Origin of the sequence: Pantoea sp. B270 (genome assembly GCF_018726825.1) — a bacterium.
GTDB lineage: Bacteria > Pseudomonadota > Gammaproteobacteria > Enterobacterales > Enterobacteriaceae > Pantoea > Pantoea dispersa.
This window is the reverse complement of record NZ_JAHCSX010000002.1, coordinates 169,653-190,580: the sequence shown is the minus strand read 5'-3', so window position 1 is coordinate 190,580 and position 20,928 is coordinate 169,653. Positions and strand designations below refer to the sequence as shown.

Below are 20,928 nucleotides of genomic sequence, written 5' to 3'. Positions count from 1 at the left end.
TTTCTTCCTTACTCACAACCGTGACGAGAGAATCAGGCAATGATGCGCCACAATCCGGTCTGTTCGCTTTAGCCGGCGTTTTCCACAATAGCCTCGTCAACCAACACGAGGAAACCATCATGGCTCATTCCAATGCGAAAGTGATTATTCTGACCGGCGCCAGCAGCGGCATCGGCGAAGCGATAGCGCGTCTGCTGGCCAGTCAGGGGCATAAACTGGTGCTGGGCGCGCGCCGTACCGATCGGCTGGCAATACTGTGTGATGAACTGCGTGCCAGCGGCGCGCAACTGGATTATCTGGCCACCGACGTGACGCAGCGAGCCGATACGCAGCAGCTGGCCGATTTTGCCCGCGATAAATATGGTCGGGTTGATGTAATGATCAACAATGCCGGCGTCATGCCGCTGTCGCCGCTCAGTTCGCTGAAGGTGGATGAATGGGACCGTATGCTCGACGTCAACGTGCGTGGCGTACTGTACGGCATCGCTGCCGTACTGCCGCTTATGGAATCGCAGCAAAGCGGCCATATCATCAATATCGCCTCGATTGGTGCGCTGGCGGTATCGCCGACGGCAGCGGTGTATTGCGCCACAAAATTCGCCGTTCGCGCCATTTCGGATGGCCTGCGTCAGGAATCGCGCCAGCTGCGGGTGACGGTCATTAATCCCGGCGTAGTGGAATCGGAACTGGCGGACACCATCACTGACGAGACCGCACGCGTGGCCATGCAGAGCTATCGTCAGATTGCGTTAAAACCCGAAGCCATTGCGCAGGCGGTGAGCTGGGCCATTAATCAGCCTGGCGAAGTTGATGTCAATGAGATCACGGTGCGCCCTACTGCCAGCGCGCATTGAGGCAGATTGGGCCTGGCGATTTCAGGCTGAAATCGCCCTGGCCTGCGCGTCTGGTGACAGCGCGCGCAGGCCATCACGCTTACAGCCAGCCCGCTTTTTTCAGCCGCCACCACATAACGAAACAGATCACCAGCGTGACCGCCAGCGCCGCTGGATAGCCAAAGTGGCTGTGCAGCTCGGGCATATCAGAGAAGTTCATACCGTACATACTAAAGATGATGGTCGGCACAATCAGAATCGCCCCCCAGCCGGCCAGCTTTTTGTTCACCTCACTCTGCTGCACTGACACCAGCGCCAGATTCACCTGCATGGCGCTGGCCAGCGTTTCGCGCATATCCTCGGCATCAATCATGACGTGGTGCGCGTGATCCTGCACGTCGCGCAGATAGGCGCGCAGATTTTTCGGGATGATATCTTCATGGAAGCGCACCAGCTGCGGGCAGATCTCTGTCACCGGCATCGCCGCATTGCGCAACGACAGCAGCTGACGCCGCAAGTGGTAGACATTCTCCAGCGTGACGCTGTCAAAGCGGGTGGTGAACATGCCGTCTTCCAGATCAGCAATACGTTCACTCAGCGATTCGGTGATCTTACTGTAGTTGTCGACGATAAAATCGAGAATGCAGTAGAGCGCATAGCCGGGTCCCTGGCACAGCATGGCATGGTTTTTCTCGGCTTTAGCGCGAATCGCTTTATAGCCCTCAACCGAACCGTGCCGCACGGTAATCAGAAAATTTTTGCCGAGGAAAAAGTGGGTTTCGCCAAAGCTGATGCGCTGGCGATCTTCCATGTGTGCGGTTTTCACCACGATAAATACCGATTCGCCGTACTGCTCAATCTTGGGCCGCTGATGCGCCACCAGCGCATCCTCAATCGCCAGCTCATGCAGGCTAAACTCTTCCTGCAGCGTTTGCATGAACGCCGGATCGGGTTGATACAGGCCAAGCCAGACGAACGATTTTTCCTCTTTCAGCACTTCGCTGATTTGATCGACTTCGACATGCTCTTCGCGTTTGCCGTGGCGATACACCACGCAGTTAATCACCATTTTCGCGTTGTCCTTGTTGTACTCACTATCCCTAATCATAGCTGCAAAGCAGGTGCCAGTGCGCCGTCATCTTTGCGCCGGTCGTCTCGCCGCCGCTTACGGCACGCCAAAATAGCGCAGCAGCGCCGTCATCACAGCCGCACCGATGATTACCAGTATCAATGGCGCGCGACGCCAGGCGAGAAATACCGCGAACAACACGCCGGTCAGTCGCGCGACGCCGGCGAAATCGGTGCCCTCAAACAGCGCGGTGGTGACAGCGACAGCCAGCAGCAGCACCGTTGCCGCGTCGGACAGCATGTTGCGCACACGTTCCGACATGTGCATCCGGCTGCCCAGCCGGTAACCGGCAAAGCGAATCGCATACGTCCCTGCAGCCAGCAGCGCGATGCCGACAATCACTAAACTATTTTGCATCTTTGCGCTCCCGCCAGCTCAGCAAACCGAGTAAAGAAAACAGCACTGGCATACCGGCTGGCACAAAAGGCGTTGCCAGCACGGACAACAGTGCACCGAGGGTGGCCGGAATGCGCGTGCGACGCTGGCGCAGCGCCGGGAAAATCAGCGCGATCAGGATGGCCGGAAACACCGCGTCCAGGCCAATCGCCGACACATCAGGAATAAAGCGTCCAATCACCGCACCGGCAATCACCGTAAGCGGCCAGATGGCAAAAATACCCAGTCCGCAAATCCAGTAAGCCGCCCGACGCTGCGCCAGCTTTGGCTGTGAAATACCGAACACCACGCTCTCGTCATTCATGATATGGCACCCCAGCAGGCTGCGTCCGCCCTGCCCGACCAGGTCTTTCACCGCAATGCCAAACGGCAGATGACGTGCGTTGACCAGTAAACCGGCAGCGGCAGCGGTTAGCGGACTGCCGCCGCCTGCCACTATGCCAATAAACAAAAACTCGGACGCCCCCGCCAGCACCAGCGTCGAGAGCGCAATCGGCACCCAGAGCGGAAAACCGTCGGCAGCGGCAAGAGAACCATAGGAAAGGCCAACGATGCCGTCGGCCAGACAAACAAGGAAGATCGCTTTCAATACGCCGCGATCAAGCGGTACGGCACCCAGACGCATCACAATTTGATCTCATAACGAACAAGAAAGCCGTTATAATGAACGCGCCGTACTTGTTTTACAAGATGAACAAATCGTTCGATATAAAGAACAGGAGTAATTGTGACCCCGCCCATTGCTATCATTGCCGCCGGACTGGTGCGCGAACGCCAGCGCGCCGGACTTTCGCTGACAGAAGTGGCGCGCCGCGCTGGCATCGCCAAGTCAACGCTGTCGCAGCTGGAGGCAGGCAACGGTAACCCCAGCATTGAGACGTTATGGTCACTGTGTGTGGCGCTGAATATTCCGTTTGCACGGCTGATGGAGCCGGAAGTGAAAAAGATGCAGGTGATTCGGCGTGGCGAAGGCATGGTGGTGTCAGCAGAGTTAGCGGACTTTCAGGCCGCGCTACTGGCCAGCTGCCCGCCGGGCGGCCGCCGCGACCTGTATCTGATCACCAGCCAGCCCGGCGCACCGCGCGCGTCAAAACCGCATCCACCGGGTTCCGTCGAACACATCATCCTGGCTCGCGGCCGCGCGCGGGTTGGCCTGATGGAAGCGCCGGTCGAACTGTTCCCCGGTGATTATATTTGTTATCCCGCCGATGAACCGCACATCTTCGAGGCGCTCGAAGCCGATACCATGGCGGTACAGTTGTCAGAGCAGAATTAGGCGTAAAGCCAGCAAATATGGACTCGCTCACAGCAAAAGTTTGTGAGCTCAATCCGTTTAGTGGTTACTGAAGGCTCCGCAAAAGACAATCTGCCGTGCCGGGATAATAATCGGTGGCACAACAAGAATTACAGCGCCTGTAAAGCATTGATGAGTAATGGCTGCTGCTGAATCAGATAAAGCATTTTCAATGCTGGACCGGTAGGGTTGCGTCTGTGCTGCTCCCAGCTACGAATAAGATCCACGCTAACGCCCATCGCATGGGCAAATTCAACTTGTTTTAGCCCAGCATTCTTTCTGATCAGCTTTACATCCGGCAGTTCATGACGGTGGACGCGGTTCATATCCGGTGATTCATGACCCTGCTCAATGGCGACCATTTCCTGTACGCTTTCCAGCAGGTCATTAAATAGCTGTTTTTCCATAATTTAATCTTCGCAGGTCTATGGCTTAGAGGTTCATTTGTTGGGTAAAGACTTTTAGCAACGCTTTTTCTGCTTCATTTAAATCATCCTTCACATTTTTGGGATAGATGAGTAACAGATAAATTCTGCCTGAGCTCAGGCGGGTGTAATAAATAATCCTTGTTCCACCACGTTTACCCATTCCGGCCCGGCTCCAGCGAATCTTTTTGCATCCTCCGGTCTGACTAATGGTGTCACCTAACTCATGATGCTCAAGCAAAAAAATTTGCAGTTCCTGAAATTCTTGATCGTCTGCCAGCAGACTCTGACGAGCTTTTGAAAACACGCGCGTTTCGATAAATTCCAGATAATTACCCGTCACTTTAGTCGTACCCCGTACTGATTTCCAGCTATTTTTGGTACAGGGTACGGCTTTAGGATTTTGAGCGAGATACGCATCGTCTTAAAACCCATTAGCAAAACCACTATCACAATTTCCTATGACTAATGCGGATGATTGCGCTGCAGCGCGGTGGCATGCTGTCAGCATCATTGGCAGAACAGCAGGAACATATGGACATTATTCCCGCGCAGCCGCATCACGCGGCGGCGATACAGAAGATTTACGCCTGGCACGTGCTGCACGGCACCGCAACCTTCGAAACGGAACCGCCGGCGGAGAGTGAAATGCTGCGGCGTATCAATGACGTGCATGAGCGCGGCGGTTACTGGCTGGTGGCTGAAGAGCAGGATCAGGTGCTGGGTTACTGCTATCTCGCGCCGTATCGTCCGCGTTACGCCTACCGCTTCACGCTGGAAGACTCTATCTATCTCGACCCGCAGCAAACCGGACGCGGTATCGGTAAAGCGCTGCTGCAAAAAGCGGTGGCGCTGGCCGAAGCCGCTGGCTTTCGCCAGATCATCGCGATTATCGGTGACAGCGCCAACCAGGGCTCGCTGGGAGTACACCGGGCGCTCGGTTTTGAGCACACCGGCGTGATGAAATCGGTGGGTTACAAACATGGCCGCTGGCTGGACACCGTGGTAATGCAGCGGAGTCTCGGGCCCGGTGACAGCCAGCCGCCCGATCGCTAAGCCGCTTCCATGGCGATCACCCGATGCGTGCCTTTCTCCAGCAGATCGCGGTCATGACTCACCAGCAGCACCGCGCACTGCTGCTCGCGCGCCAGTTCCGCGATCAACTGCCATGTTTGCTGCTGCACCAGCGGATCGAGGCGTGACGTCGGCTCATCGGCAAACAGAAATACCGGCCGCAGCAGCATCACCCGCAGCAGCGCGAAGCGCTGCAGTTCGCCGCCGGAGAGCGCCTCTGGTCGCCGCGTCAGCAGCGCGGGATGCAAAGCCAGCCGCGTCATGAGCGCATCGCGCTGTGCCGGCGGGAGAGCGTGACGCCGCAGCACATCGTTGATGCTTTGCCCCAGCGTGCGCTGCGGCGGAAACAGCGCGGAAGGATCCTGATAGATTTTCTGATATTTCAGCGCATCCGCATCAGCGTGGTGCGTTACGCGGCCCTGCTGCGGCACGAGCAACCCCAACAGCACGTCGCCGAAGCTGCTTTTGCCGCTGCCGCTGGCACCGTGCAGGCCAACGATTTCACCGGCGTGCAGCGTGAAATCGCGTGGCACACCCAGCCTTTTGCCCCCGCGCGCCAGCATAATGTCCTGGGCGCTGATCACCGGCCTGGCACCGATCACCGTTTGCTGTCGGGCGGGCCAGACGGCCGGATCGGCAGCCAGCAGCGCGCGCGTGTAAGGCTGCTGCGGTGACTGCAACACCTGCTGCGCCGGGCCCTGTTCAATCACGCTGCCTTTATGTATCACCAGCACGTCGCCGCCCAGCTGGCGTGCCAGGGCGATGTCGTGGGTGATGGTCAACAGCATGCCGCCGTCGGCCACTTCGCGCTGTAACAGCTGGCTGACTTCGTCGCGGCGCGCCACATCCAGCCCTTTGGTCGGCTCATCGGCAATCAGAATCTGCGCGCCACCGGCACGGGCTGCCGCAAACGCGGCGCGCTGTGCCATGCCGCCGGAAAGCTGCCACGGATAACGCCGTGCCGCCGCGGCCAGACCAAGCTGCTGCAGATCCCGCTGCGCCGCTGCAGCGCTGGCGGCGGGCGGCAAACCGCGCACGAAGCGATGCCCTTCCGCCACCTGTTGCTGAATCGCCATGGTCGGATCGAGCGACAGCCACGGCTCCTGCGGCAGCGAAGCCAGCGTATTGCCCCACAGCCGACGCAGCTGCGCCGTATCCTGCGGCAGCTGAAAGCGCCTGCCGTTGATCTTCAACTCACCGCTGGCCAGCAGCGACGGCGGCAATATTCCCATGATCGCCTGCGCCAGCAGACTTTTCCCCGATCCGGTTTCGCCGAGCAGCGTCAGCGGCTGACCGGGTTGTAGCCGCACATCCACCGGCTCAACCAGTGTTTCAGTCGCTGTGGCAACGCTCAGCCCGGTGATCTGTAATCCCTTCATCATCGCTCCTTTTTCATCAGCAGATTGAGGCTGATCAACAGTAAAAACAGTGCGGCTACCGGCTGCATCAGCAGCCACGGCGCTTCCCACGCAAACGGCAGCAGTTCGGTCATCATCAGGCCCAGCTCCGGCGTAGGCGGACGCACGCCAACGCTGATAAACCCGAGCGCCGACACCGCCATGATGGCGCTGCTGAAAGAGAACAAGGTTAGCGTCAGCAGCACCGGTGCCAGCTCAGGCCACAGATGATGACGAAAACGATACCAGGCAGAGAACCCGAGCAGTTTGCTGGCCTGCATACCGGGCGCCTGCACAATTGGCCGCAGCGTGGCACGCGTGACGCGGAAAAATTCCACCCACAGCACCAGGGAAATGCCCAGCCACAGCATCTGCGGCGCGTCTGGCGCAATGGCGGCCAGCAGCAGCACCAGCAGCAATCCCGGCAGCGCGAGGCACATATCGCCGACGATGCTCAGTAATCGCTCCGGCCAGCCACCGTATAGCGCACTGAGCACACCGGTGAACACGCCCGCTATCAGCGCACTGATCACGCACAGGGCTGCCAGCCCGAGTGACAGGCGCAGCGCGGCGCTGAGGCGCGTTAACATATCGCGACCGAGATGGTCGAAACCGAGCAAATGGCTGCGGTTCGGCGTCTGCAACATCTGCAGCAAATCCTGCTGGAGCGGATCGCCGTGCTGAATCAGCGGCAGCACAAACGCGTAAGCCAGCAGCGCTGCCAGCAGTACCAGACCCACCCAGCGTGAAAGCGTCATCTTCATGCGCGCGCCCCCCGGGGATCGAGCAGATGACAACCGGCATCCACCAGCATGTTCAGCAGGACAAACAGCAGGCCGAGCGTCATGGCGCTGGCCTGAATCACCGGCACGTCACGCGCAAAAATGGCGTGCACCAGAGCGTGACCGATTCCCGGCCATGCAAACAGGGTTTCCACCACCACCACGCCTTCCACCAGCCAGACAAACTGCATGCCAAACCACGTCAGCACCGGCGCGCTCAGATTACGCAGGCCATGACGCAGCAGCAGGCGCGCGGGTGCCAGTCCCTTTTGCGCTCCCCAGCGATAGTAGCCGGACGACACCACCTGCCAGGTGGCTTCGCGCACCACGCGCACGCCGACAGCCGTCAGCGACAATGCCAGCGTCAGTGCCGGCAACAGGAAATGGCGCAGCTCGCCGTGACCGGCGCTCGGCAGCCAGTCGAGTTGCAGCGCGAACAGCAGGATCAGCAGCATGCCGAGTGCAAAATGCGGCACCGATTTCAGCAAGGCGGTCAGCCAGAACAGCGCACGGTCAAGCCGGCCGTTGGCGTGGCAACCGGCCCAGATGCCGAGCGGCAGCGTCAGCAGTAACGCCAGCAGCAGCGAAACGCCCGCCAGCGCCAGCGTCTGGCCCAGCTGCCAGCGCAGCTCATCCATCACCGGCTCACCGGAAACCAGCGAGCGGCCAAAGTTAAACTGCAGCAGATCGAAGAGCCAGTGCAGCAGCGCACTGCCGCCGCTAAGCGCTCCATCCAGCTCCTGCTGTACCCGCGCCACCGCGTCGGCATCGACGCGATCGTAACCATAGCGCCCCGAGGCGATGCGCCACGCCATGTCGCCCGGCAGCGCCTGCACCAGCAGCCAGGTCAGTAATCCTACCGCCAGCACCACGAACAGCGCCTGCGCCATGCGCCAGCTGAGTTGTTTAATCATGGCTCCCCCAGTGCATCTGGCGCAGGCCGAAGTGGCGTTCAAACGGATCGAGTTTGACGCCCTGCAGCTGGCTATTAACCGCCGCCGACTGCTGATACCAGGCCAGCGGAATCACCGGCAGATCCTGTTGCAGCGCACGGGTGATGACGCTGCGCGCCCCGGCGCGGGCTGCGCCATCGGTGGATTGCGTCAGCGTGTGGAGCGCCGCGTCGAAGCCTGCCGCATGCCAGTTCATCGCCCCCCAGTCACCGCCGTGGGTGCCATAATCCTGCAGCAGCGTTCCGGTCGGATCGGGCGTCAGGGCAAAGTTGCGCGCAAACAGCGCCAGCTGCAGACGGTTGTTGTGGTGCTGCGCCGGGATCTCGCTGGCGTTGGTTGCGTTGATTCGCACATCTATGCCGACCTGACGCAGCTGCTGCTGAATCACCATCGCCATCAGCGGCAGCTCAGGGCGATCGGGATAGGTCAGCAGCGTCAGGCTAAAGCGCTGGCCGTTGCGCGTCAGTACGCCATCCGCGCCGCGTTGCCAGCCGGCCGACTGTAATAACTGAGCAGCCTGCTGCGGCTGATAGTGCAGCGGCGTGAGTGCCGGGTTGTGCCACTCTGCCATGTTAGGGGGAAACAGCTGGCTGGCTGCGCCCGGATAACGCAGCACCGCCTGCGCCAGCGCGTTACGATCGATCGCCATGCTAATCGCCTCACGTACCGGCAGTTCCGCCAGCAGCGGATCGGCCAGATTAAGCTTCAGCATCAACGTGCGCGGCACCGGAATCGCCGGGATGTGCAGCGACGCTTTGCGTGCCAGGCGCTGCCGGCTGGCGGCATCAAGGTTAAACACGTAATCTGCATCACCGCTTTCTGCCAGTAGCGCACGGGTTTCCGCGCGGCCGGTCGCCAGATAGCTGGCGGCGGCAATCGCCGGTTTCTCGCCCCAGTAATCCGCGAAGCGCGCCACCGTCAGCGACTGCGGCGGCTGGAAGGAAGTGAGCGTAAACGGCCCGCTGCCAATAATGCGCGTGATGTTGCCCTGCGCATCCCAGCTGGCCAGTGCGAGGATTTGCGAGCGGCTTTCCGCCAGGACTGACAGCAGCGGCGTGAAGGGTTCACGCAGCGTGATGGTGACAAGCTGCCCTGCCCCGCTGATGTCGGCGATTGGCGTTTTGTCCAGTAAGCCCGCTTTGCCGCGTGCGGTGTTGAGTGATTTCACCACGGCAACCGCATCCAGCAGCGAGCCATCGTGAAAATGCACGCCGTCGCGCAGCTGGAACTGCCAGCGCAGCCCATCGTCAGAGACCTGCCAGCGCTGCGCCAGCGCCGCCACCGGCTCACCGCGTTCGTTCACTTCTACCAGCGTTTCAACCACATCCATGCGCAACAGAATGTCGCCGGAGAGCGCCGGATCGCTGCATTTAATTTCAAACGGTGCGGCAATCCGCACCGGTTTTTCGGGTGTGCTCGCCGCCACAACGGCGCAGGAAGCCAGGCCGAGCGCCGCAGCGATCAGCAAATTTTGCATTGATTTCATTAAATTTTCCGAATAAAACGTTACACTATCATCGAATAAATTACGTTATAACATAACAATTCACACTTTAACACACGGTGATTGCAGGGAATTCGTCAGGCGCTTGTTGCCTTTTAACCGTCGCGACAGGTTAACGCTGCGCGCGGCAGCCTGGCTGAGGTATGCTTGAGAAGAACTCTAACCCGTGAGGAAACGCCGTTATGCCAGAGATTGTCGTTTATGCTGCGGAAGGCCGTAGCGTTGAGCAGAAGAAAAAGTTACTTAAAGCCATCACCCAAGCGGTGGTGGATTCGTTTGAGATTGATGCTGATGTGGTCACCGTGTCGATTATCGAAACGCCGAAGCATCATAAATCCAAAGGCGGCGTGCCGTTCGACGAACGTTAAGATCAGCCCGGTTCAGGCGTACTGAATATTCATGATGCCGCGCTCGCTGCGGTTGACGATGGCCTCGACCTGCCACGTCCGCTGAATCAGAGCAGGCGTCAGCACGGCGGCGGGCTCACCGCTCGCCACCACTTGCCCGTGCTGCAGCACCACCAGATGCTGGCAAAATTTTGCCGCCAGATTCAGGTCGTGCAGGGCCACAATCACCGTGACCGGCAGTGCGGCAATCAGCCGCATCAGCTCGAGCTGAAACTGAATATCCAGATGGTTAATCGGCTCATCCAGCAACAGGATATCCGGCTGCTGCGCGAGCGCACGTGCGATCTGGCAGCGCTGGCGTTCGCCACCGGACAGCCGCTGCCACGACCGCCCGGCCAGCGCATCCAGTTTCATCAGCGACAGCGCGTGCTGCACTGCCGTTTCATCTGCCGTCCGCCACGGGCTGAACGCGTTGCGATGCGGCGCCCGCCCCAGACGCACGATGTCGCTAACGCACATCTCAGCTTCCATTTCGGCATGCTGCGGCACGAAGGCCAGCGTACGGGCACGCTGCCGCCGGCTGAGTTGGTTCAGCCGCGTGCCGCCCATCTCCAGCCCGTTATAAGCACAAGGCTGAACGCCCGCCAGCGCACGGATGAGCGTCGATTTGCCCGAGCCATTAGGGCCGAGCAACCCGACCGTTTGTCCCCGCTGCGCCGCAAAACTGATGTCAGATAACACGCTGCGCGCCTGTAGCGTCACGCTCAGTTTATCCACCGCGACATACTTCATGATTTCTCCCGGTTGCGATACAGAATCAGGGCGAACACCGGAGCGCCGACTAGCGCCGTCACTACGCCTATCGGCAGCACCTGATGGGTGATTAACGTGCGCGATACCAGGTCGGCAATCACCATGAAATGGCAGCCGCCCAGGAATGCGAGCGGGATCGTCACCAGATGACGCGGCCCGGCAATCATGCGGGTGATATGCGGGATCACCAGCCCGACAAAACCGACCGCGCCAATCGCGCTGACGATTACCGCCGTCACTAACGCAGTGGTCAGCAGTAATACGATGCGCACCGCTGAAACCTGCGTGCCCAGCGTCGCGGAAACTTCCGCGCCAAACGAGAAGGTATCCAGCGCGCGCGCATGGTAGAGCACAGTCAGCAGACCGGCGAGGGTTACGGCAAAACACAGTAATGCATCTGCCCAGCGCACGCCGCTCAGGCTGCCGAGCAGCCAGAACATCACGCCGCGCGACTGCTCAGCATTGGCCGCCGTGCTGACAATGTAAGCGGTCAGCGCATTAAATAATTGCGTCCCGGCAATACCGGCCAGAATGATGCGCGCGGTGTTTTCCCGCATGCCGCCGGAGAGCAGAACAATCAGCATAAATGCAAGACAGGCACCGCCAAACGCGCCGGCACCGGTGGTGATGGCCTCGCCGCCGATGCCAAGCAGCATCACGCACACCGCGCCGGTTGATGCACCGGCGGAAATCCCCAGCAGATAAGGGTCGGCCAGCGAATTGCGCAGCAACGACTGCAACACCATCCCACACAGTGCCAGGCCGCCGCCGCTGCTCGCCGCCATCAGCGCGCGGCTCATGCGGTATTGCCAGACGATGCCGGCTTCCAGCGCCGGCAGGTCGTAATGGGTGATGCCAAGACCATTGGTGATGGCCTGCGCGGTCAGGGTAAAGCTGATCGCGACATCGCCGGTTGCCGCGGCCAGCGTCATCATCACCGGCAGGCTGAGCGCGCCCGCAGCAATCAGCAGGCCGGTGCGCCAGTAACAGACAGCGTGAGCGCTCATCGGGCAGGTGCGAAAGCAGCGATCTGCTGACCGATCAGCTCCACGGCCTCTACGTTGCGCAACGAGGGATTCAGTGACATGGCCGGTACCACCACGATGTGGCCGTTTTTCACCGCTGGCATTTCACGCGTCACCGGATCGCTTTGCAGAAAGTGTTTTTTAACCGCGACGTCATCGGCGGGATAGAGCCGCCGCGCCATGCTGGCAATAACGATGATGTCCGGCTGCGCGGAGACAATGTGCTCCCACGTGACCGCCGGCCACTCTTCGTCTGAATCGATAATGTTAGTCAGACCGAGCGTCTGGCTGATCCAGCCCGGCGCCCCTTTATTGCCGGCGACCCAGGGATCGCCTTTCAGGCGCGGGCTGGAAAACCAGTAAACCACCTTCAGAGGCGCTGACGGCGATTTGTGCAGCTGTTGCTGAACCTGTGCTATACGAGCGGCCAGTTGCTGTTTGAGCGCTTCGCCACGCGCCGGCACATCAAAAATGCGCGCCAGCGCGCTGATTTCCGCAAAGATCACCTCGATCCCATACGGTGTGGTGCGTGCACCGTCGCTATTGGACGTGGTGGTGACGGCTTTGCCGATGCAGTCGGCAGGCGAAATCCAGGTTCGGATGCCGAGCTGTTCAAACTGTTCACGCGTGGCGACTTCACCCTGCGGCCCGACGTGCCAGCTGTACTGCGCCAGCACCAGCTCCGGGCGCTGCGCCACCACCGCTTCAAAGCCTGGGGCGTTATCGGCCAGCCGTTTAAGCTGGCTGCCCTGCCCTTGCAAATCGGCGGGCAGCGCGCCAAACCACACCGAGGTTGCGGCAATTTTATCTGCCAGACCGAGCGCCAGCAGCAGTTCCGTTTCATGCTGGCCAACGGTGACGACGCGCGCAGGCGGATGAGCGAAGGTTTCCTGGACACCGCAGTTATCAACGGTGAGCGGATAGTTACTGGCATTAGCATTGAATACAGGAAGCGACAGCAGCGCCGCAATAATCAGGGAGAGCGAGTTTTTCATCATGGTACTTTCATTGTTACGTTATAACATAACAATATGCATGACCAGGCGTGGACTGTCAATAATCAGGATTGGGCATACCGACCGGGACTGCGCGCATCATGAAGAGGATGACGTTAGGGTATAAGCAGGGCTGCAACAGCAGCCCGCCCAGTTCTGATAATTAAATCGGCTGTGATGATGTCATCGAATGAAGTAGTAGCTGAAACAGAGATTTTATTCAGGATATTGTGCGGCTGGCTTTAAAGTCCGGGCCACATACCGCCATCAAGCCTTAAATTAGAACCCGTTATGTAACCCGACAACGGGCTGGCCAGAAAGGTGATGGCGTCCGCTATTTCTTTGAGCGTACCAACGCGCGCCATGGGCACATTGGCATACAGGGGCAATACGGCCTGTTCAATATCTTCCCAGGGCGCGTCAGCTGAAAGCCCTGCATCTTTGGCCGTTTGACGAAACGCTTTTTCCAGGCTTGCACTATGAATAGTACCCGGTGAGAGAGTATTTACGGTTACGCCATCGTGTGCGACCGCTTTTGCCAGCGATGAGGTCATGGCAATAATCCCTGCTTTAGCAGCAGCATAATCCGGACGCCTGGCGGGAGGCATCAACGCTGCCAGGCTCGAAATATTAATGATTCTGCCCCATTTTTGTTCACGCATCCCAGGAAGAAAAAGATTAATGACACGTAAGGCTGAAAGGACATTTTTATCATACCCAGCCGCCCAGGTTTCTGGCAAAGAAGACGTCCAGTCCTCTGTGGGGCCGGAGCCACCCGCATTATTAACAACAATATCAACGGATTGTACAAGCAAACAGACTTGCTGATAAAGCAGTTGAATATCTGCCTCACGGGTTAAATCTCCCGTTACTGCGTACGCTTGTCCACCTTGCTTTATGATATCGCTGGCGATATTTTCAGCTTTAGCCGCATCCCGGCCATGTATAATAACGCGGGTGCCTTCAGCGGCAAGCCCTCTGGCTACCGCTTCTCCAATACCTTTGGTGCTACCCGTTATCAGAGCAATTTTGCCGTCGAGTTTCAGATCCATTACTGTTCTCCAGAATACGTGAAAAATCTATTGGAAAATAAACTGATGAATGAATCAATTACGCACCTGAAAGTGCCTGTAGGCGATGATGAGAAAACACGTTGTCTCGGACCAGAAGGTTCGGTCGCTTATGTCACGCAATGTTTAACTATTATTTCCGGCAGATGGACACTACAGATTTTATTCAGATTATTTCGGAGCCTGTGATGCGTCACTCGCAATTCATGAAGAGTATGCCGGAGATATCGCATAAAGTCCTGACTCAACATCTGCGCAAGCTTGAAAGTGATGGGCTGATAACCCGCACTGATTTTGGTGAACAGCCCCCACGTGTTGAATACGCACTCACGCATGCAGGTCATAATCTGATGCCCGTGCTGCTCTCAATGCGTGAATTCTCAAGAGACAACCTGTCAAAACCGGGACAGGATTAATAGTGCAAAAAATTTTGCACTATTGGCAGCAGGGAAATAATCACGCATCCTCAGCAAGGTCGTCATCACGCAATTTAATGCCATTACTGATCAGGAGTATCAAACGTAATTCTGCTTTGCTTAAAATAGTCGGCCGACGAAATAATCCACGCCCAGAGCGGCATCATTTTCATCATCATTTCTTCGCCCGCGTCCGTGGCCGTATAGACGACACGCGGTACTTTTTCCTGATAATCACAACGGGATATAAGGCCGTCACGCTCAAGCGTTCGCAGTGTGCGCGTCAGCATTCGTTGTGTGACACCATGCAGTAAACGACCCATTTCTGCATGGCGCAACGGTCCATGGGTGACCAGAATATGCAATATACCCAGCGACCAGCGATTGCCGGCGTGTGAAAGAATTTCACGCTTCAATGTTTCATCATCGTGACTCAACGCCTCACAAAATTGTCTGGAAAACTGCAGCAGGGCTTCGCGATTGGGTTCCATCTCTCCTCCGGTATCACGGGTGTACCTGATTGAATCAGGGTTTGTCCGCTGTCAGGATGACGGATATAACCTAAGGAGACAAGCATGCTACCCGTTGATCAACATGTCGAAAATATTCTTATCCTCGGCGCAGGAGAATTAGGCATGGCGGTGTTAAACGCCATGGCTAAAAAAGCGCAGCAGCATCCTCTGATTAAAATAAGTGTATTACTCAGAAGCGAGGCTGCACATGTCACGTCCGGCCCACTTAAAACCCGGCTGGATGCGCTGCAAAAGCTAAATATCACTGTGGTGGAAGGCGACCTGCAGAAAAATAGCCTGAGCGAACTCTCAGCATTATTTCGCACTTATGATGCCATCATTAATTGCAGTGGTTTTGTCGGCGGGCCGGGAACGCAGCTCAGAATCACTCAGGCCGTGCTGAAGGCGGGTGTCGCCCGCTATTTTCCCTGGCAGTTTGGCGTGGATTATGACGTTATCGGCAAAGAGAGTGGGCAACCGGTATGGGATGAGCAGCTTGAAGTGCGCCATCTGCTGCGCGCCCAAAGCAACACTGACTGGGTAATTGTTTCGACCGGTATTTTTACCAGCTATCTGTTTGAACCCGATTTTGGCGTGATCGATGCCGGGAATAAAACGGTTTATGCCCTCGGCGACTGGAACTATGCCCTGACACTCACCACGCCAGACGATATCGGGCAGCTGACAGCCGATATCTTCTTTCATCAGCCCGCTTTTCAGAACGCCATTGTTTATATCGCTGGCGATACGCTGACTTATGCAGAGCTGGCTGACCTGATGCAATCTCACTGGAAAAGCGCAGCCAGGCGAGTATTACTTAGCCGGGAAAGGCTAAGGGAAGATGCAGAGCGTCATCCCCATGACACTGGCGCGGCCTATCGGCTGGCCTTTGCCCGTCCGGACGGTGTGGCATGGCCTAAACAGGAAACGTTTAATTACCGCGAACACATTGCCACCACCAGCGCCGCTCAGTGGCTGACGAATCAGCCAGCGGAGTCCTGAGGATTTCAGGCGTAGCGGAATGTCCTCAGGCGCAACGCCTGGCCTGAGGGCTATCGGGCCCTTCGCCTGAAATCCCGGCGCTTTGACAAACCGGCAGGTTGCGTCAATACTTTCCCCCGCACCGCTATCCGCCAAAATCAGTACCAATCTAAAACAGAAAACCCGAGCTCCACGCCTGCCCTACCGTTGCAGCCCTTCCCCAAGCATAGCTCATCTAATAAATTTAGGTGATTATATGTTTTTTAATTATTTTAATTGAAATTAACCGTCTCCCTGCCGATAACGCCATTGCCATCAGGCAAAAGCGTGGACAACAACAACCAGGGAGATTCACCTTAATGAAAAAAATACGTGTTTTTTTGGAAGATATCAGAGTCAGCAGAAAACTCATGCTCGGGTTTGGTGTGCTGCTTATCCTCAGCATTGCTGTAGCTTCCTGTGGCATCAAAAATCTGCACGACATCGCGGAACGTGCGGAAAAACTCAGCCAGTTGAAAGGCATCAACGATCAGTTCGCGCAGGCTAAAGATGCCCGCCTGCAATACGTAAAAACCCACGATGAAAAATTCATTGCCGACAACGAATCGCGACTGCAGGCGATTGAGGGCAGTATCAACCAGCTGAAAACCTGGCGATGGGATAGCGCGCAGACCGCGCTGATTGCCTCTCTGCCGGCTGCGATGAACCTTTATCGTCAGCATCGTGCAGAAACGGTGAACGAAGTGCATAAGCGCCAGAGCATTCTACAGGCGCTGCGCTTCAGTGACGAAACCACGGCGGTTGCCGCGCTGGCCAGAAACTACGTCAGCACACAGCAGGATACGGCAACCGCGCTCACTGAAATCGCTAAATATCTGAACGGTATTAGTATTCGCGTAAAGCTGATGGCGCTGGACAACAGCGATGAAAATCGTCTGGCTTTGTCAGGCTTTATAGCTGAAACGATTCAACTCATTGACCAGGCACGACCACGCCTGAGTGCTGATGACAGCAACGCGCTGGATAAAATTGCCGTAACGCTGGCGGCCAGACGCGACAGCGTGCAGGACTACAACGCCTCCGCGGAAGAAGAAGTGGAAGCGACCCGCCAGCTTGCCATCGCGGGCCTGCATCTGACTAATACCAGTAATCAATTATTTACCCAGCAGCTGGCCGCCACGCACCAGGATATCGCCCGGGCAATCCTGTGGATGTCGCTGATCCTGGCGGCGGCTGTGGTAATCAGCATTCTGATTGCGGTGTTTATCACCCGGCAGATTACCCGTCCTTTAGCGGTAACACTGAACGTCGCGCGGCAGATTGCGCAGGGAGACTTGAGCGTACAGCTGCACACTTCGCGTAAGGACGAACTGGGCGAGCTGATGCAGGCGGTCGGTGAGATGAGCAACGATCTGCGCGGCATCATTGGTAACATTCGCAGCGGCGTGATGCAGGTCAGCCACGCTTCCGCAGAAATTGCTGCAGGCAATAACGATCTTTCCGCCCGCACCGAGGAGCAGGCGGCCGCGCTGGAGCAGACGGCAGCCAGCATGGAGCAGTTGACCGCTACCGTGAAGCAGAACGTGGAAAACATTCATCACTCCAGCGAACTGGCGCGTGCCACTTCGGAGAAGGCCAATCAGGGCGGCTCGCTGGTCAAAGGCGTGGTTGAAACCATGGACCAGATCAGCGCCAGCTCCGGCAAAATCGCCGAAATCACCACCGTCATTAACAGCATTGCTTTCCAGACCAATATCCTGGCGTTAAACGCAGCAGTAGAAGCAGCGCGCGCCGGTGAGCAGGGACGCGGCTTTGCCGTGGTCGCCAGCGAGGTGCGCAGTCTGGCGCAGCGCAGCGCTCAGGCGGCCAAAGAGATCGAAACCCTGATTGGCGAATCGGTGGCGCGTATCAGCAGTGGTTCACAGCTGGTGGGTCAGGCCGGTAAAACCATGGATGAAATTGTGCATTCCGTTGGCAACGTAACCAGCATCCTCGCCGAAATCGCGCAGGCATCCGATGAGCAGAATCGCGGCATTTCGCAGGTTGGCGTCGCTATCGTTCAGATGGACAGCGTGACGCAGCAGAACGCCGCGCTGGTGCAGGAATCATCGGCCGCCGCCAGCGCACTGCGCGATCAGGCGTCGACACTGGAAGGCTCAGTCGCGCGTTTCGTGGTGCAGTAAGCGGATTTTCACTGACAGAGAGAGCGGGCGGGATGCCTGCTCTTGTCGGATCACGGCTCGTCAGCGGGCTGCCGATCACAGCGAATCCGACTGCGGAATGAAATAACGTTTGATGCGTTGTCCATACAACCCAACCGCCAGCCCGGTAATAATCAGTACCAGCGCCAGGATTTTCATCGGAGAAATAACTTCACCAAATATCATCATCGAACCGAGAATGCCGAATACCGGCACCAGCAGCGATAATGGCGCGACGGTGGTGACAGGATACTGCTTAAGCAATGAATTCCAGATCCAGTAGCCTAATAACGTATTGGGGTAGACCTGAAACAGAATGGACAATATCGCACGGGTATCCATATGGCTGATTAATGCGCTGTAGCCCGCACTGCCATTAATTAATCCGTCCAGCAGAAAAAGCGGAAGCGGCGAAAAGGCGCTCGACCAGACCAGAAACGCGAATACCTGCTTCGTGCCGGCTTTTTTCATGATGATATTGGCAATACTCCAGGCTATGGCGCCTGCCAGCACCAGCAGCAACCCGGCAAACGTCACCGAGCCGTCGGTAATAAACACAATGCTCATCAATCCACTGCACGCCAGCACAAAGCCGACGATCTGATAGCGGCTGAGCTGTTCTTTAAACACATAACTGCCGAGCAGCAGAGTGAAAAAGGCACTGAACTGCAGCACCAGCGAGGCGATCCCCGCCGACAGCCCGGTTTTTATTCCCAGATTGACCAGGCCCCACAAGCCAATGCCGAACACCAGTCCGTAGCCAATCAGGTAGCGCCACGGGACGTCAGGTTTTTTAATAAAGAAGAGCGCCGGGATGGCACACAGCGTAAAGCGCAGCCCTGCCAGAATAAACGGATCGATGGCGTGCAGCCCTAATTTAATCACCGAAAAATTAATGCCCCAGATGGCGGTAATACCGATGGCCAGCAGCAGGTGTGATAATTTCATGATTGACGTGTTCCATACCAGAGAATAAGTGCGCAGGCACTGACCAGTGCCCCGCCGCCGCACACGGCATACCATCCCCAGTGCGCATAGAGTTGAGTGGCAGTAATAGCGCCCAGCGCGCTGCCTGTCGCATAAAAACACATATAGGCACCGATAAGCCGGCTGGTGATAGCGGGTTTGCCAGCAATCAGCATGCTCTGGTTGATGACATGCACCGTCTGTACGGCGAAATCCAGCATGATCACGCCGATAACCAGCAACAATAAAGAGGTCTGCGCGAAGGCGATCGGGAGCCACGAGAGCGTTAATAAAACCAGTGCGCATCCGCTGGCGCGCTGGCCGATTCCCCTGTCAGCCCAGGTGCCACTTCTGGAAGCCGCCAGCGCTCCGGCTATCCCGGCCAGACTAAACAGCCCTGTTTGCGTATGGGAAAGCGACATGGCCGTGAGCGGCAAAACCATGGAACTCCACAACATGCTGAACGCGGCAAAAATCAGCAGAGCCAGCGCGCCGCGCTGACGCAACAAGGGCTCGGTGACGAAAAGACGCGGGACAGACCCCAGCAGCCCGGCCACGGAAGTGGCTGTGTTCTGCGGACCGGCAGCAGGTATCACTTTCATCAGCAGCACGGTAATCAGCAGCATCAGCGCGGCTGAGGTCATATACACCGCCCGCCAGCCGGCGATATCGGCGATGATGCCAGAGACCAGCCGCGCCAGCAGTATGCCCATGACGATGCCACTGGTGACGCTGCCTACCACCTTGCCACGCTGAGCCGGTGCCGACAGGATAGCGGCCCACGCCACCACGGTTTGCGTCACCACCGCCATCAGCCCCACCAGCAGCATCGCCACCAGCAGCGCCAGAAAACTCTTTGCTAACGCCGCCGCGATCAGTGCCAGCACCGAAAACAGCAGGTGCGTGACCACCAGCTTTTTGCGATCAAAGCGATCGCCGAGCGGCACCAGTAAGAACAATCCCATGGCATAACCCGCCTGTGTTGCCGTGATAGCCAGGCCGATGGTGCCGGGCGAAACCTGCAGCGTTGCGGAGATGGATTCCAGCAATGGCTGGGCAGAATAGACATTGCCGACAGCCAGCGCGCAGGTCAGTGAGAACAGAAAAATGATGTGAGGCGACAGCACTGAGGACGTCGCCGGCGAAAGAGGCACCTCAGAGGTTGCAGGGGTGTCACTGGTGCAAGTCATGTTGCATTCCTATGTGGTTTTTTTTTGAAACCGATTTATTCTATAAGTAGCAGCGGTGGTTTTTTTTTGCAACTTGTTTTGCTGAAGGCTAAGCTGCCGTCAGTAAATCAGCAGAGTGAGAGAGAAGATGGCCAAACAGGAAGCGCTCAGAACCAGCGAATGCCCGGTCGCCCGGACCGTGGAGGTGATTGGCGAACGCTGGTGTCTGATGATTATCCGTGAAGCGTTTGATGATGTGCGCCGCTTCAGTGATTTCCAGAAAAACCTTGGGCTGGCAAAAAATATCCTGGCGTCACGGCTGAAACTGCTGGTCGAAGTCGGCGTGCTTGAGAGTTGTCCGGCGTCAGATGGCAGCGCCTACAAGGAATATGTGCTGACCGAACGGGGACGAGACGTCTTCCCAATCGTCGTGGCGATGCGCCAGTGGGGAGAGCGTTATCTGTTTGAAAAAGGCGAGACACACTCGGTTTTGCTGGATAACGCTAACGGTGAGCCGTTACCTGAACTGGCCGTGTATTCTGCCCGGGGAGAACGACTCGATCCCGCCAACTGTCATCGCCGGCGCGTCATAGCCGGTAATCGCGCTGATCAGGCTTCGTCGATCGTGAAATAACCGGGGTTGAGG

At 57.4% G+C, this 20,928-nt stretch carries 24 protein-coding genes; 8 read left to right on the top strand and 16 right to left on the bottom strand.

What is annotated here, in order from left to right; genetic code table 11:
* Positions 1–119 precede the first annotated feature (119 nt).
* Complete coding sequence (locus tag KOL70_RS17235; RefSeq protein ID WP_058781030.1) at positions 120–854, top strand: SDR family oxidoreductase; 735 nt, start codon at positions 120–122, stop codon at positions 852–854.
* A 79-nt stretch (positions 855–933) separates the two neighbouring features.
* Here KOL70_RS17235 and corA read toward each other — a convergent pair whose 3' ends face one another.
* From corA to KOL70_RS17220, 3 genes are all read right to left on the bottom strand, one after another.
* On the bottom strand, positions 934–1,902 hold the full coding sequence (gene corA / locus KOL70_RS17230) for a magnesium/cobalt transporter CorA (protein ID WP_021508858.1): 969 nt from the start codon (positions 1,900–1,902) through the stop codon (positions 934–936).
* Between the two features lie 96 nt (positions 1,903–1,998).
* The gene (locus KOL70_RS17225) at positions 1,999–2,319 is read right to left on the bottom strand and encodes an AzlD domain-containing protein (protein WP_215481142.1); all 321 of its coding nucleotides are present in this window, start codon (positions 2,317–2,319) and stop codon (positions 1,999–2,001) included.
* Positions 2,309–2,983 carry an AzlC family ABC transporter permease gene (locus KOL70_RS17220; RefSeq protein ID WP_021508855.1) on the bottom strand — a complete coding sequence of 225 codons (675 nt, stop codon included), beginning with the start codon at positions 2,981–2,983 and terminating at the stop codon, positions 2,309–2,311. The genes KOL70_RS17225 and KOL70_RS17220 overlap by 11 nt, the downstream gene beginning before the upstream one ends.
* A gap of 102 nt (positions 2,984–3,085) precedes the next feature.
* On the opposite strand from KOL70_RS17220, the gene KOL70_RS17215 reads away from it, so the two are divergent.
* Positions 3,086–3,634 (top strand): helix-turn-helix domain-containing protein, encoded by a 549-nt coding sequence (locus KOL70_RS17215; RefSeq protein WP_058758972.1) that lies wholly within the window; start codon positions 3,086–3,088, stop codon positions 3,632–3,634.
* Between the two features lie 128 nt (positions 3,635–3,762).
* Here KOL70_RS17215 and nadS read toward each other — a convergent pair whose 3' ends face one another.
* Together nadS and KOL70_RS17205 are read right to left on the bottom strand one after the other, a co-directional pair.
* Complete coding sequence (gene nadS, locus KOL70_RS17210; protein ID WP_104187608.1) at positions 3,763–4,059, bottom strand: NadS family protein; 297 nt, start codon at positions 4,057–4,059, stop codon at positions 3,763–3,765.
* Between the two features lie 25 nt (positions 4,060–4,084).
* A complete protein-coding gene (locus tag KOL70_RS17205) occupies positions 4,085–4,420 on the bottom strand; it encodes a type II toxin-antitoxin system RelE/ParE family toxin (RefSeq protein ID WP_181444762.1) in 336 nt (111 codons plus the stop codon).
* A 191-nt stretch (positions 4,421–4,611) separates the two neighbouring features.
* Here KOL70_RS17205 and KOL70_RS17200 point away from each other — a divergent pair, with 191 nt between their 5' ends.
* Complete coding sequence (locus KOL70_RS17200; RefSeq protein ID WP_058776198.1) at positions 4,612–5,133, top strand: GNAT family N-acetyltransferase; 522 nt, start codon at positions 4,612–4,614, stop codon at positions 5,131–5,133.
* Here the strand turns inward: KOL70_RS17200 and KOL70_RS17195 are convergent.
* The 4 genes from KOL70_RS17195 to KOL70_RS17180 are packed head-to-tail and all read right to left on the bottom strand — an operon-like array spanning position 5,130 to position 9,769.
* Positions 5,130–6,530 carry an ABC transporter ATP-binding protein gene (locus KOL70_RS17195; protein ID WP_215481412.1) on the bottom strand — a complete coding sequence of 467 codons (1,401 nt, stop codon included), beginning with the start codon at positions 6,528–6,530 and terminating at the stop codon, positions 5,130–5,132. The genes KOL70_RS17200 and KOL70_RS17195 overlap by 4 nt on opposite strands.
* Positions 6,530–7,306, bottom strand: a complete 777-nt coding sequence (locus KOL70_RS17190) for an ABC transporter permease (protein WP_215481411.1) — start codon at positions 7,304–7,306, stop codon at positions 6,530–6,532. Before KOL70_RS17190 ends, KOL70_RS17195 begins: the two co-directional genes overlap by 1 nt.
* Positions 7,307–7,308: 2 nt before the next feature.
* On the bottom strand, positions 7,309–8,244 hold the full coding sequence (locus KOL70_RS17185; protein ID WP_058758969.1) for an ABC transporter permease: 936 nt from the start codon (positions 8,242–8,244) through the stop codon (positions 7,309–7,311).
* Positions 8,237–9,769 (bottom strand): ABC transporter substrate-binding protein, encoded by a 1,533-nt coding sequence (locus KOL70_RS17180; protein ID WP_215481140.1) that lies wholly within the window; start codon positions 9,767–9,769, stop codon positions 8,237–8,239. Before KOL70_RS17180 ends, KOL70_RS17185 begins: the two co-directional genes overlap by 8 nt.
* A 200-nt stretch (positions 9,770–9,969) precedes the next feature.
* On the opposite strand from KOL70_RS17180, the gene KOL70_RS17175 reads away from it, so the two are divergent.
* Positions 9,970–10,155, top strand: a complete 186-nt coding sequence (locus KOL70_RS17175) for a tautomerase family protein (protein ID WP_021508848.1) — start codon at positions 9,970–9,972, stop codon at positions 10,153–10,155.
* Between the two features lie 12 nt (positions 10,156–10,167).
* On the opposite strand, the gene KOL70_RS17170 is transcribed toward KOL70_RS17175, so the two are convergent.
* The 4 genes from KOL70_RS17170 to KOL70_RS17155 form a co-directional block, all read right to left on the bottom strand.
* Positions 10,168–10,926 (bottom strand): ABC transporter ATP-binding protein, encoded by a 759-nt coding sequence (locus KOL70_RS17170; RefSeq protein WP_215481138.1) that lies wholly within the window; start codon positions 10,924–10,926, stop codon positions 10,168–10,170.
* Positions 10,923–11,954: an iron ABC transporter permease gene (locus KOL70_RS17165; RefSeq protein WP_021508846.1), complete on the bottom strand. Its 1,032-nt coding sequence runs from the start codon at positions 11,952–11,954 to the stop codon at positions 10,923–10,925. Before KOL70_RS17165 ends, KOL70_RS17170 begins: the two co-directional genes overlap by 4 nt.
* On the bottom strand, positions 11,951–12,967 hold the full coding sequence (locus KOL70_RS17160) for an ABC transporter substrate-binding protein (RefSeq protein ID WP_031279962.1): 1,017 nt from the start codon (positions 12,965–12,967) through the stop codon (positions 11,951–11,953). Before KOL70_RS17160 ends, KOL70_RS17165 begins: the two co-directional genes overlap by 4 nt.
* Before the next feature lie 242 nt (positions 12,968–13,209).
* The gene (locus KOL70_RS17155) at positions 13,210–14,019 is read right to left on the bottom strand and encodes an SDR family NAD(P)-dependent oxidoreductase (RefSeq protein ID WP_215481137.1); all 810 of its coding nucleotides are present in this window, start codon (positions 14,017–14,019) and stop codon (positions 13,210–13,212) included.
* A gap of 140 nt (positions 14,020–14,159) precedes the next feature.
* Between KOL70_RS17155 and KOL70_RS17150 the strand changes: the two genes are divergently transcribed.
* Entirely contained in the window at positions 14,160–14,453 is a 294-nt protein-coding gene (locus tag KOL70_RS17150; protein ID WP_215481135.1) for a helix-turn-helix domain-containing protein, read from the top strand.
* A gap of 83 nt (positions 14,454–14,536) precedes the next feature.
* On the opposite strand, the gene KOL70_RS17145 is transcribed toward KOL70_RS17150, so the two are convergent.
* A complete protein-coding gene (locus tag KOL70_RS17145) occupies positions 14,537–14,944 on the bottom strand; it encodes a helix-turn-helix domain-containing protein (RefSeq protein WP_021508842.1) in 408 nt (135 codons plus the stop codon).
* An 84-nt stretch (positions 14,945–15,028) separates the two neighbouring features.
* Here KOL70_RS17145 and KOL70_RS17140 point away from each other — a divergent pair, with 84 nt between their 5' ends.
* Together KOL70_RS17140 and KOL70_RS17135 are read left to right on the top strand one after the other, a co-directional pair.
* Positions 15,029–15,967 (top strand): aromatic alcohol reductase, encoded by a 939-nt coding sequence (locus KOL70_RS17140; RefSeq protein WP_031279960.1) that lies wholly within the window; start codon positions 15,029–15,031, stop codon positions 15,965–15,967.
* A 338-nt stretch (positions 15,968–16,305) separates the two neighbouring features.
* Positions 16,306–18,129: a methyl-accepting chemotaxis protein gene (locus KOL70_RS17135; RefSeq protein WP_031279959.1), complete on the top strand. Its 1,824-nt coding sequence runs from the start codon at positions 16,306–16,308 to the stop codon at positions 18,127–18,129.
* Between the two features lie 75 nt (positions 18,130–18,204).
* On the opposite strand, the gene KOL70_RS17130 is transcribed toward KOL70_RS17135, so the two are convergent.
* A complete protein-coding gene (locus tag KOL70_RS17130; RefSeq protein WP_021508839.1) occupies positions 18,205–19,095 on the bottom strand; it encodes an EamA family transporter in 891 nt (296 codons plus the stop codon).
* Complete coding sequence (locus tag KOL70_RS17125; RefSeq protein ID WP_215481133.1) at positions 19,092–20,303, bottom strand: MFS transporter; 1,212 nt, start codon at positions 20,301–20,303, stop codon at positions 19,092–19,094. The genes KOL70_RS17130 and KOL70_RS17125 overlap by 4 nt, the downstream gene beginning before the upstream one ends.
* 127 nt (positions 20,304–20,430) lie before the next feature.
* Between KOL70_RS17125 and KOL70_RS17120 the strand changes: the two genes are divergently transcribed.
* Complete coding sequence (locus tag KOL70_RS17120) at positions 20,431–20,916, top strand: helix-turn-helix domain-containing protein (RefSeq protein ID WP_215481131.1); 486 nt, start codon at positions 20,431–20,433, stop codon at positions 20,914–20,916.
* Positions 20,917–20,928: the final 12 nt, after the last annotated feature.

Excerpts from the sequence above, each read along its gene's own strand:
- KOL70_RS17120 (WP_215481131.1), top strand. The coding sequence starts at position 20,431 with ATGGCCAAACAGGAAGCGCTCAGAACCAGCGAATGCCCGGTCGCCCGG.
- KOL70_RS17150 (WP_215481135.1), top strand. The coding sequence starts at position 14,160 with ATGTTTAACTATTATTTCCGGCAGATGGACACTACAGATTTTATTCAG.
- nadS (WP_104187608.1), bottom strand. The coding sequence starts at position 4,059 with ATGGAAAAACAGCTATTTAATGACCTGCTGGAAAGCGTACAGGAAATG.
- KOL70_RS17145 (WP_021508842.1), bottom strand. The coding sequence starts at position 14,944 with ATGGAACCCAATCGCGAAGCCCTGCTGCAGTTTTCCAGACAATTTTGT.
- KOL70_RS17175 (WP_021508848.1), top strand. The coding sequence starts at position 9,970 with ATGCCAGAGATTGTCGTTTATGCTGCGGAAGGCCGTAGCGTTGAGCAG.
- KOL70_RS17195 (WP_215481412.1), bottom strand. The coding sequence starts at position 6,530 with ATGAAGGGATTACAGATCACCGGGCTGAGCGTTGCCACAGCGACTGAA.
- KOL70_RS17160 (WP_031279962.1), bottom strand. The coding sequence starts at position 12,967 with ATGAAAAACTCGCTCTCCCTGATTATTGCGGCGCTGCTGTCGCTTCCT.
- KOL70_RS17125 (WP_215481133.1), bottom strand. The coding sequence starts at position 20,303 with ATGACTTGCACCAGTGACACCCCTGCAACCTCTGAGGTGCCTCTTTCG.
- KOL70_RS17165 (WP_021508846.1), bottom strand. The coding sequence starts at position 11,954 with ATGAGCGCTCACGCTGTCTGTTACTGGCGCACCGGCCTGCTGATTGCT.
- KOL70_RS17155 (WP_215481137.1), bottom strand. The coding sequence starts at position 14,019 with ATGGATCTGAAACTCGACGGCAAAATTGCTCTGATAACGGGTAGCACC.
- KOL70_RS17140 (WP_031279960.1), top strand. The coding sequence starts at position 15,029 with ATGCTACCCGTTGATCAACATGTCGAAAATATTCTTATCCTCGGCGCA.
- KOL70_RS17135 (WP_031279959.1), top strand. The coding sequence starts at position 16,306 with ATGAAAAAAATACGTGTTTTTTTGGAAGATATCAGAGTCAGCAGAAAA.
- KOL70_RS17185 (WP_058758969.1), bottom strand. The coding sequence starts at position 8,244 with ATGATTAAACAACTCAGCTGGCGCATGGCGCAGGCGCTGTTCGTGGTG.
- KOL70_RS17130 (WP_021508839.1), bottom strand. The coding sequence starts at position 19,095 with ATGAAATTATCACACCTGCTGCTGGCCATCGGTATTACCGCCATCTGG.
- KOL70_RS17200 (WP_058776198.1), top strand. The coding sequence starts at position 4,612 with ATGGACATTATTCCCGCGCAGCCGCATCACGCGGCGGCGATACAGAAG.
- KOL70_RS17220 (WP_021508855.1), bottom strand. The coding sequence starts at position 2,983 with ATGCGTCTGGGTGCCGTACCGCTTGATCGCGGCGTATTGAAAGCGATC.
- KOL70_RS17190 (WP_215481411.1), bottom strand. The coding sequence starts at position 7,306 with ATGACGCTTTCACGCTGGGTGGGTCTGGTACTGCTGGCAGCGCTGCTG.
- KOL70_RS17170 (WP_215481138.1), bottom strand. The coding sequence starts at position 10,926 with ATGAAGTATGTCGCGGTGGATAAACTGAGCGTGACGCTACAGGCGCGC.
- KOL70_RS17235 (WP_058781030.1), top strand. The coding sequence starts at position 120 with ATGGCTCATTCCAATGCGAAAGTGATTATTCTGACCGGCGCCAGCAGC.
- KOL70_RS17225 (WP_215481142.1), bottom strand. The coding sequence starts at position 2,319 with ATGCAAAATAGTTTAGTGATTGTCGGCATCGCGCTGCTGGCTGCAGGG.
- KOL70_RS17180 (WP_215481140.1), bottom strand. The coding sequence starts at position 9,769 with ATGAAATCAATGCAAAATTTGCTGATCGCTGCGGCGCTCGGCCTGGCT.
- corA (WP_021508858.1), bottom strand. The coding sequence starts at position 1,902 with ATGGTGATTAACTGCGTGGTGTATCGCCACGGCAAACGCGAAGAGCAT.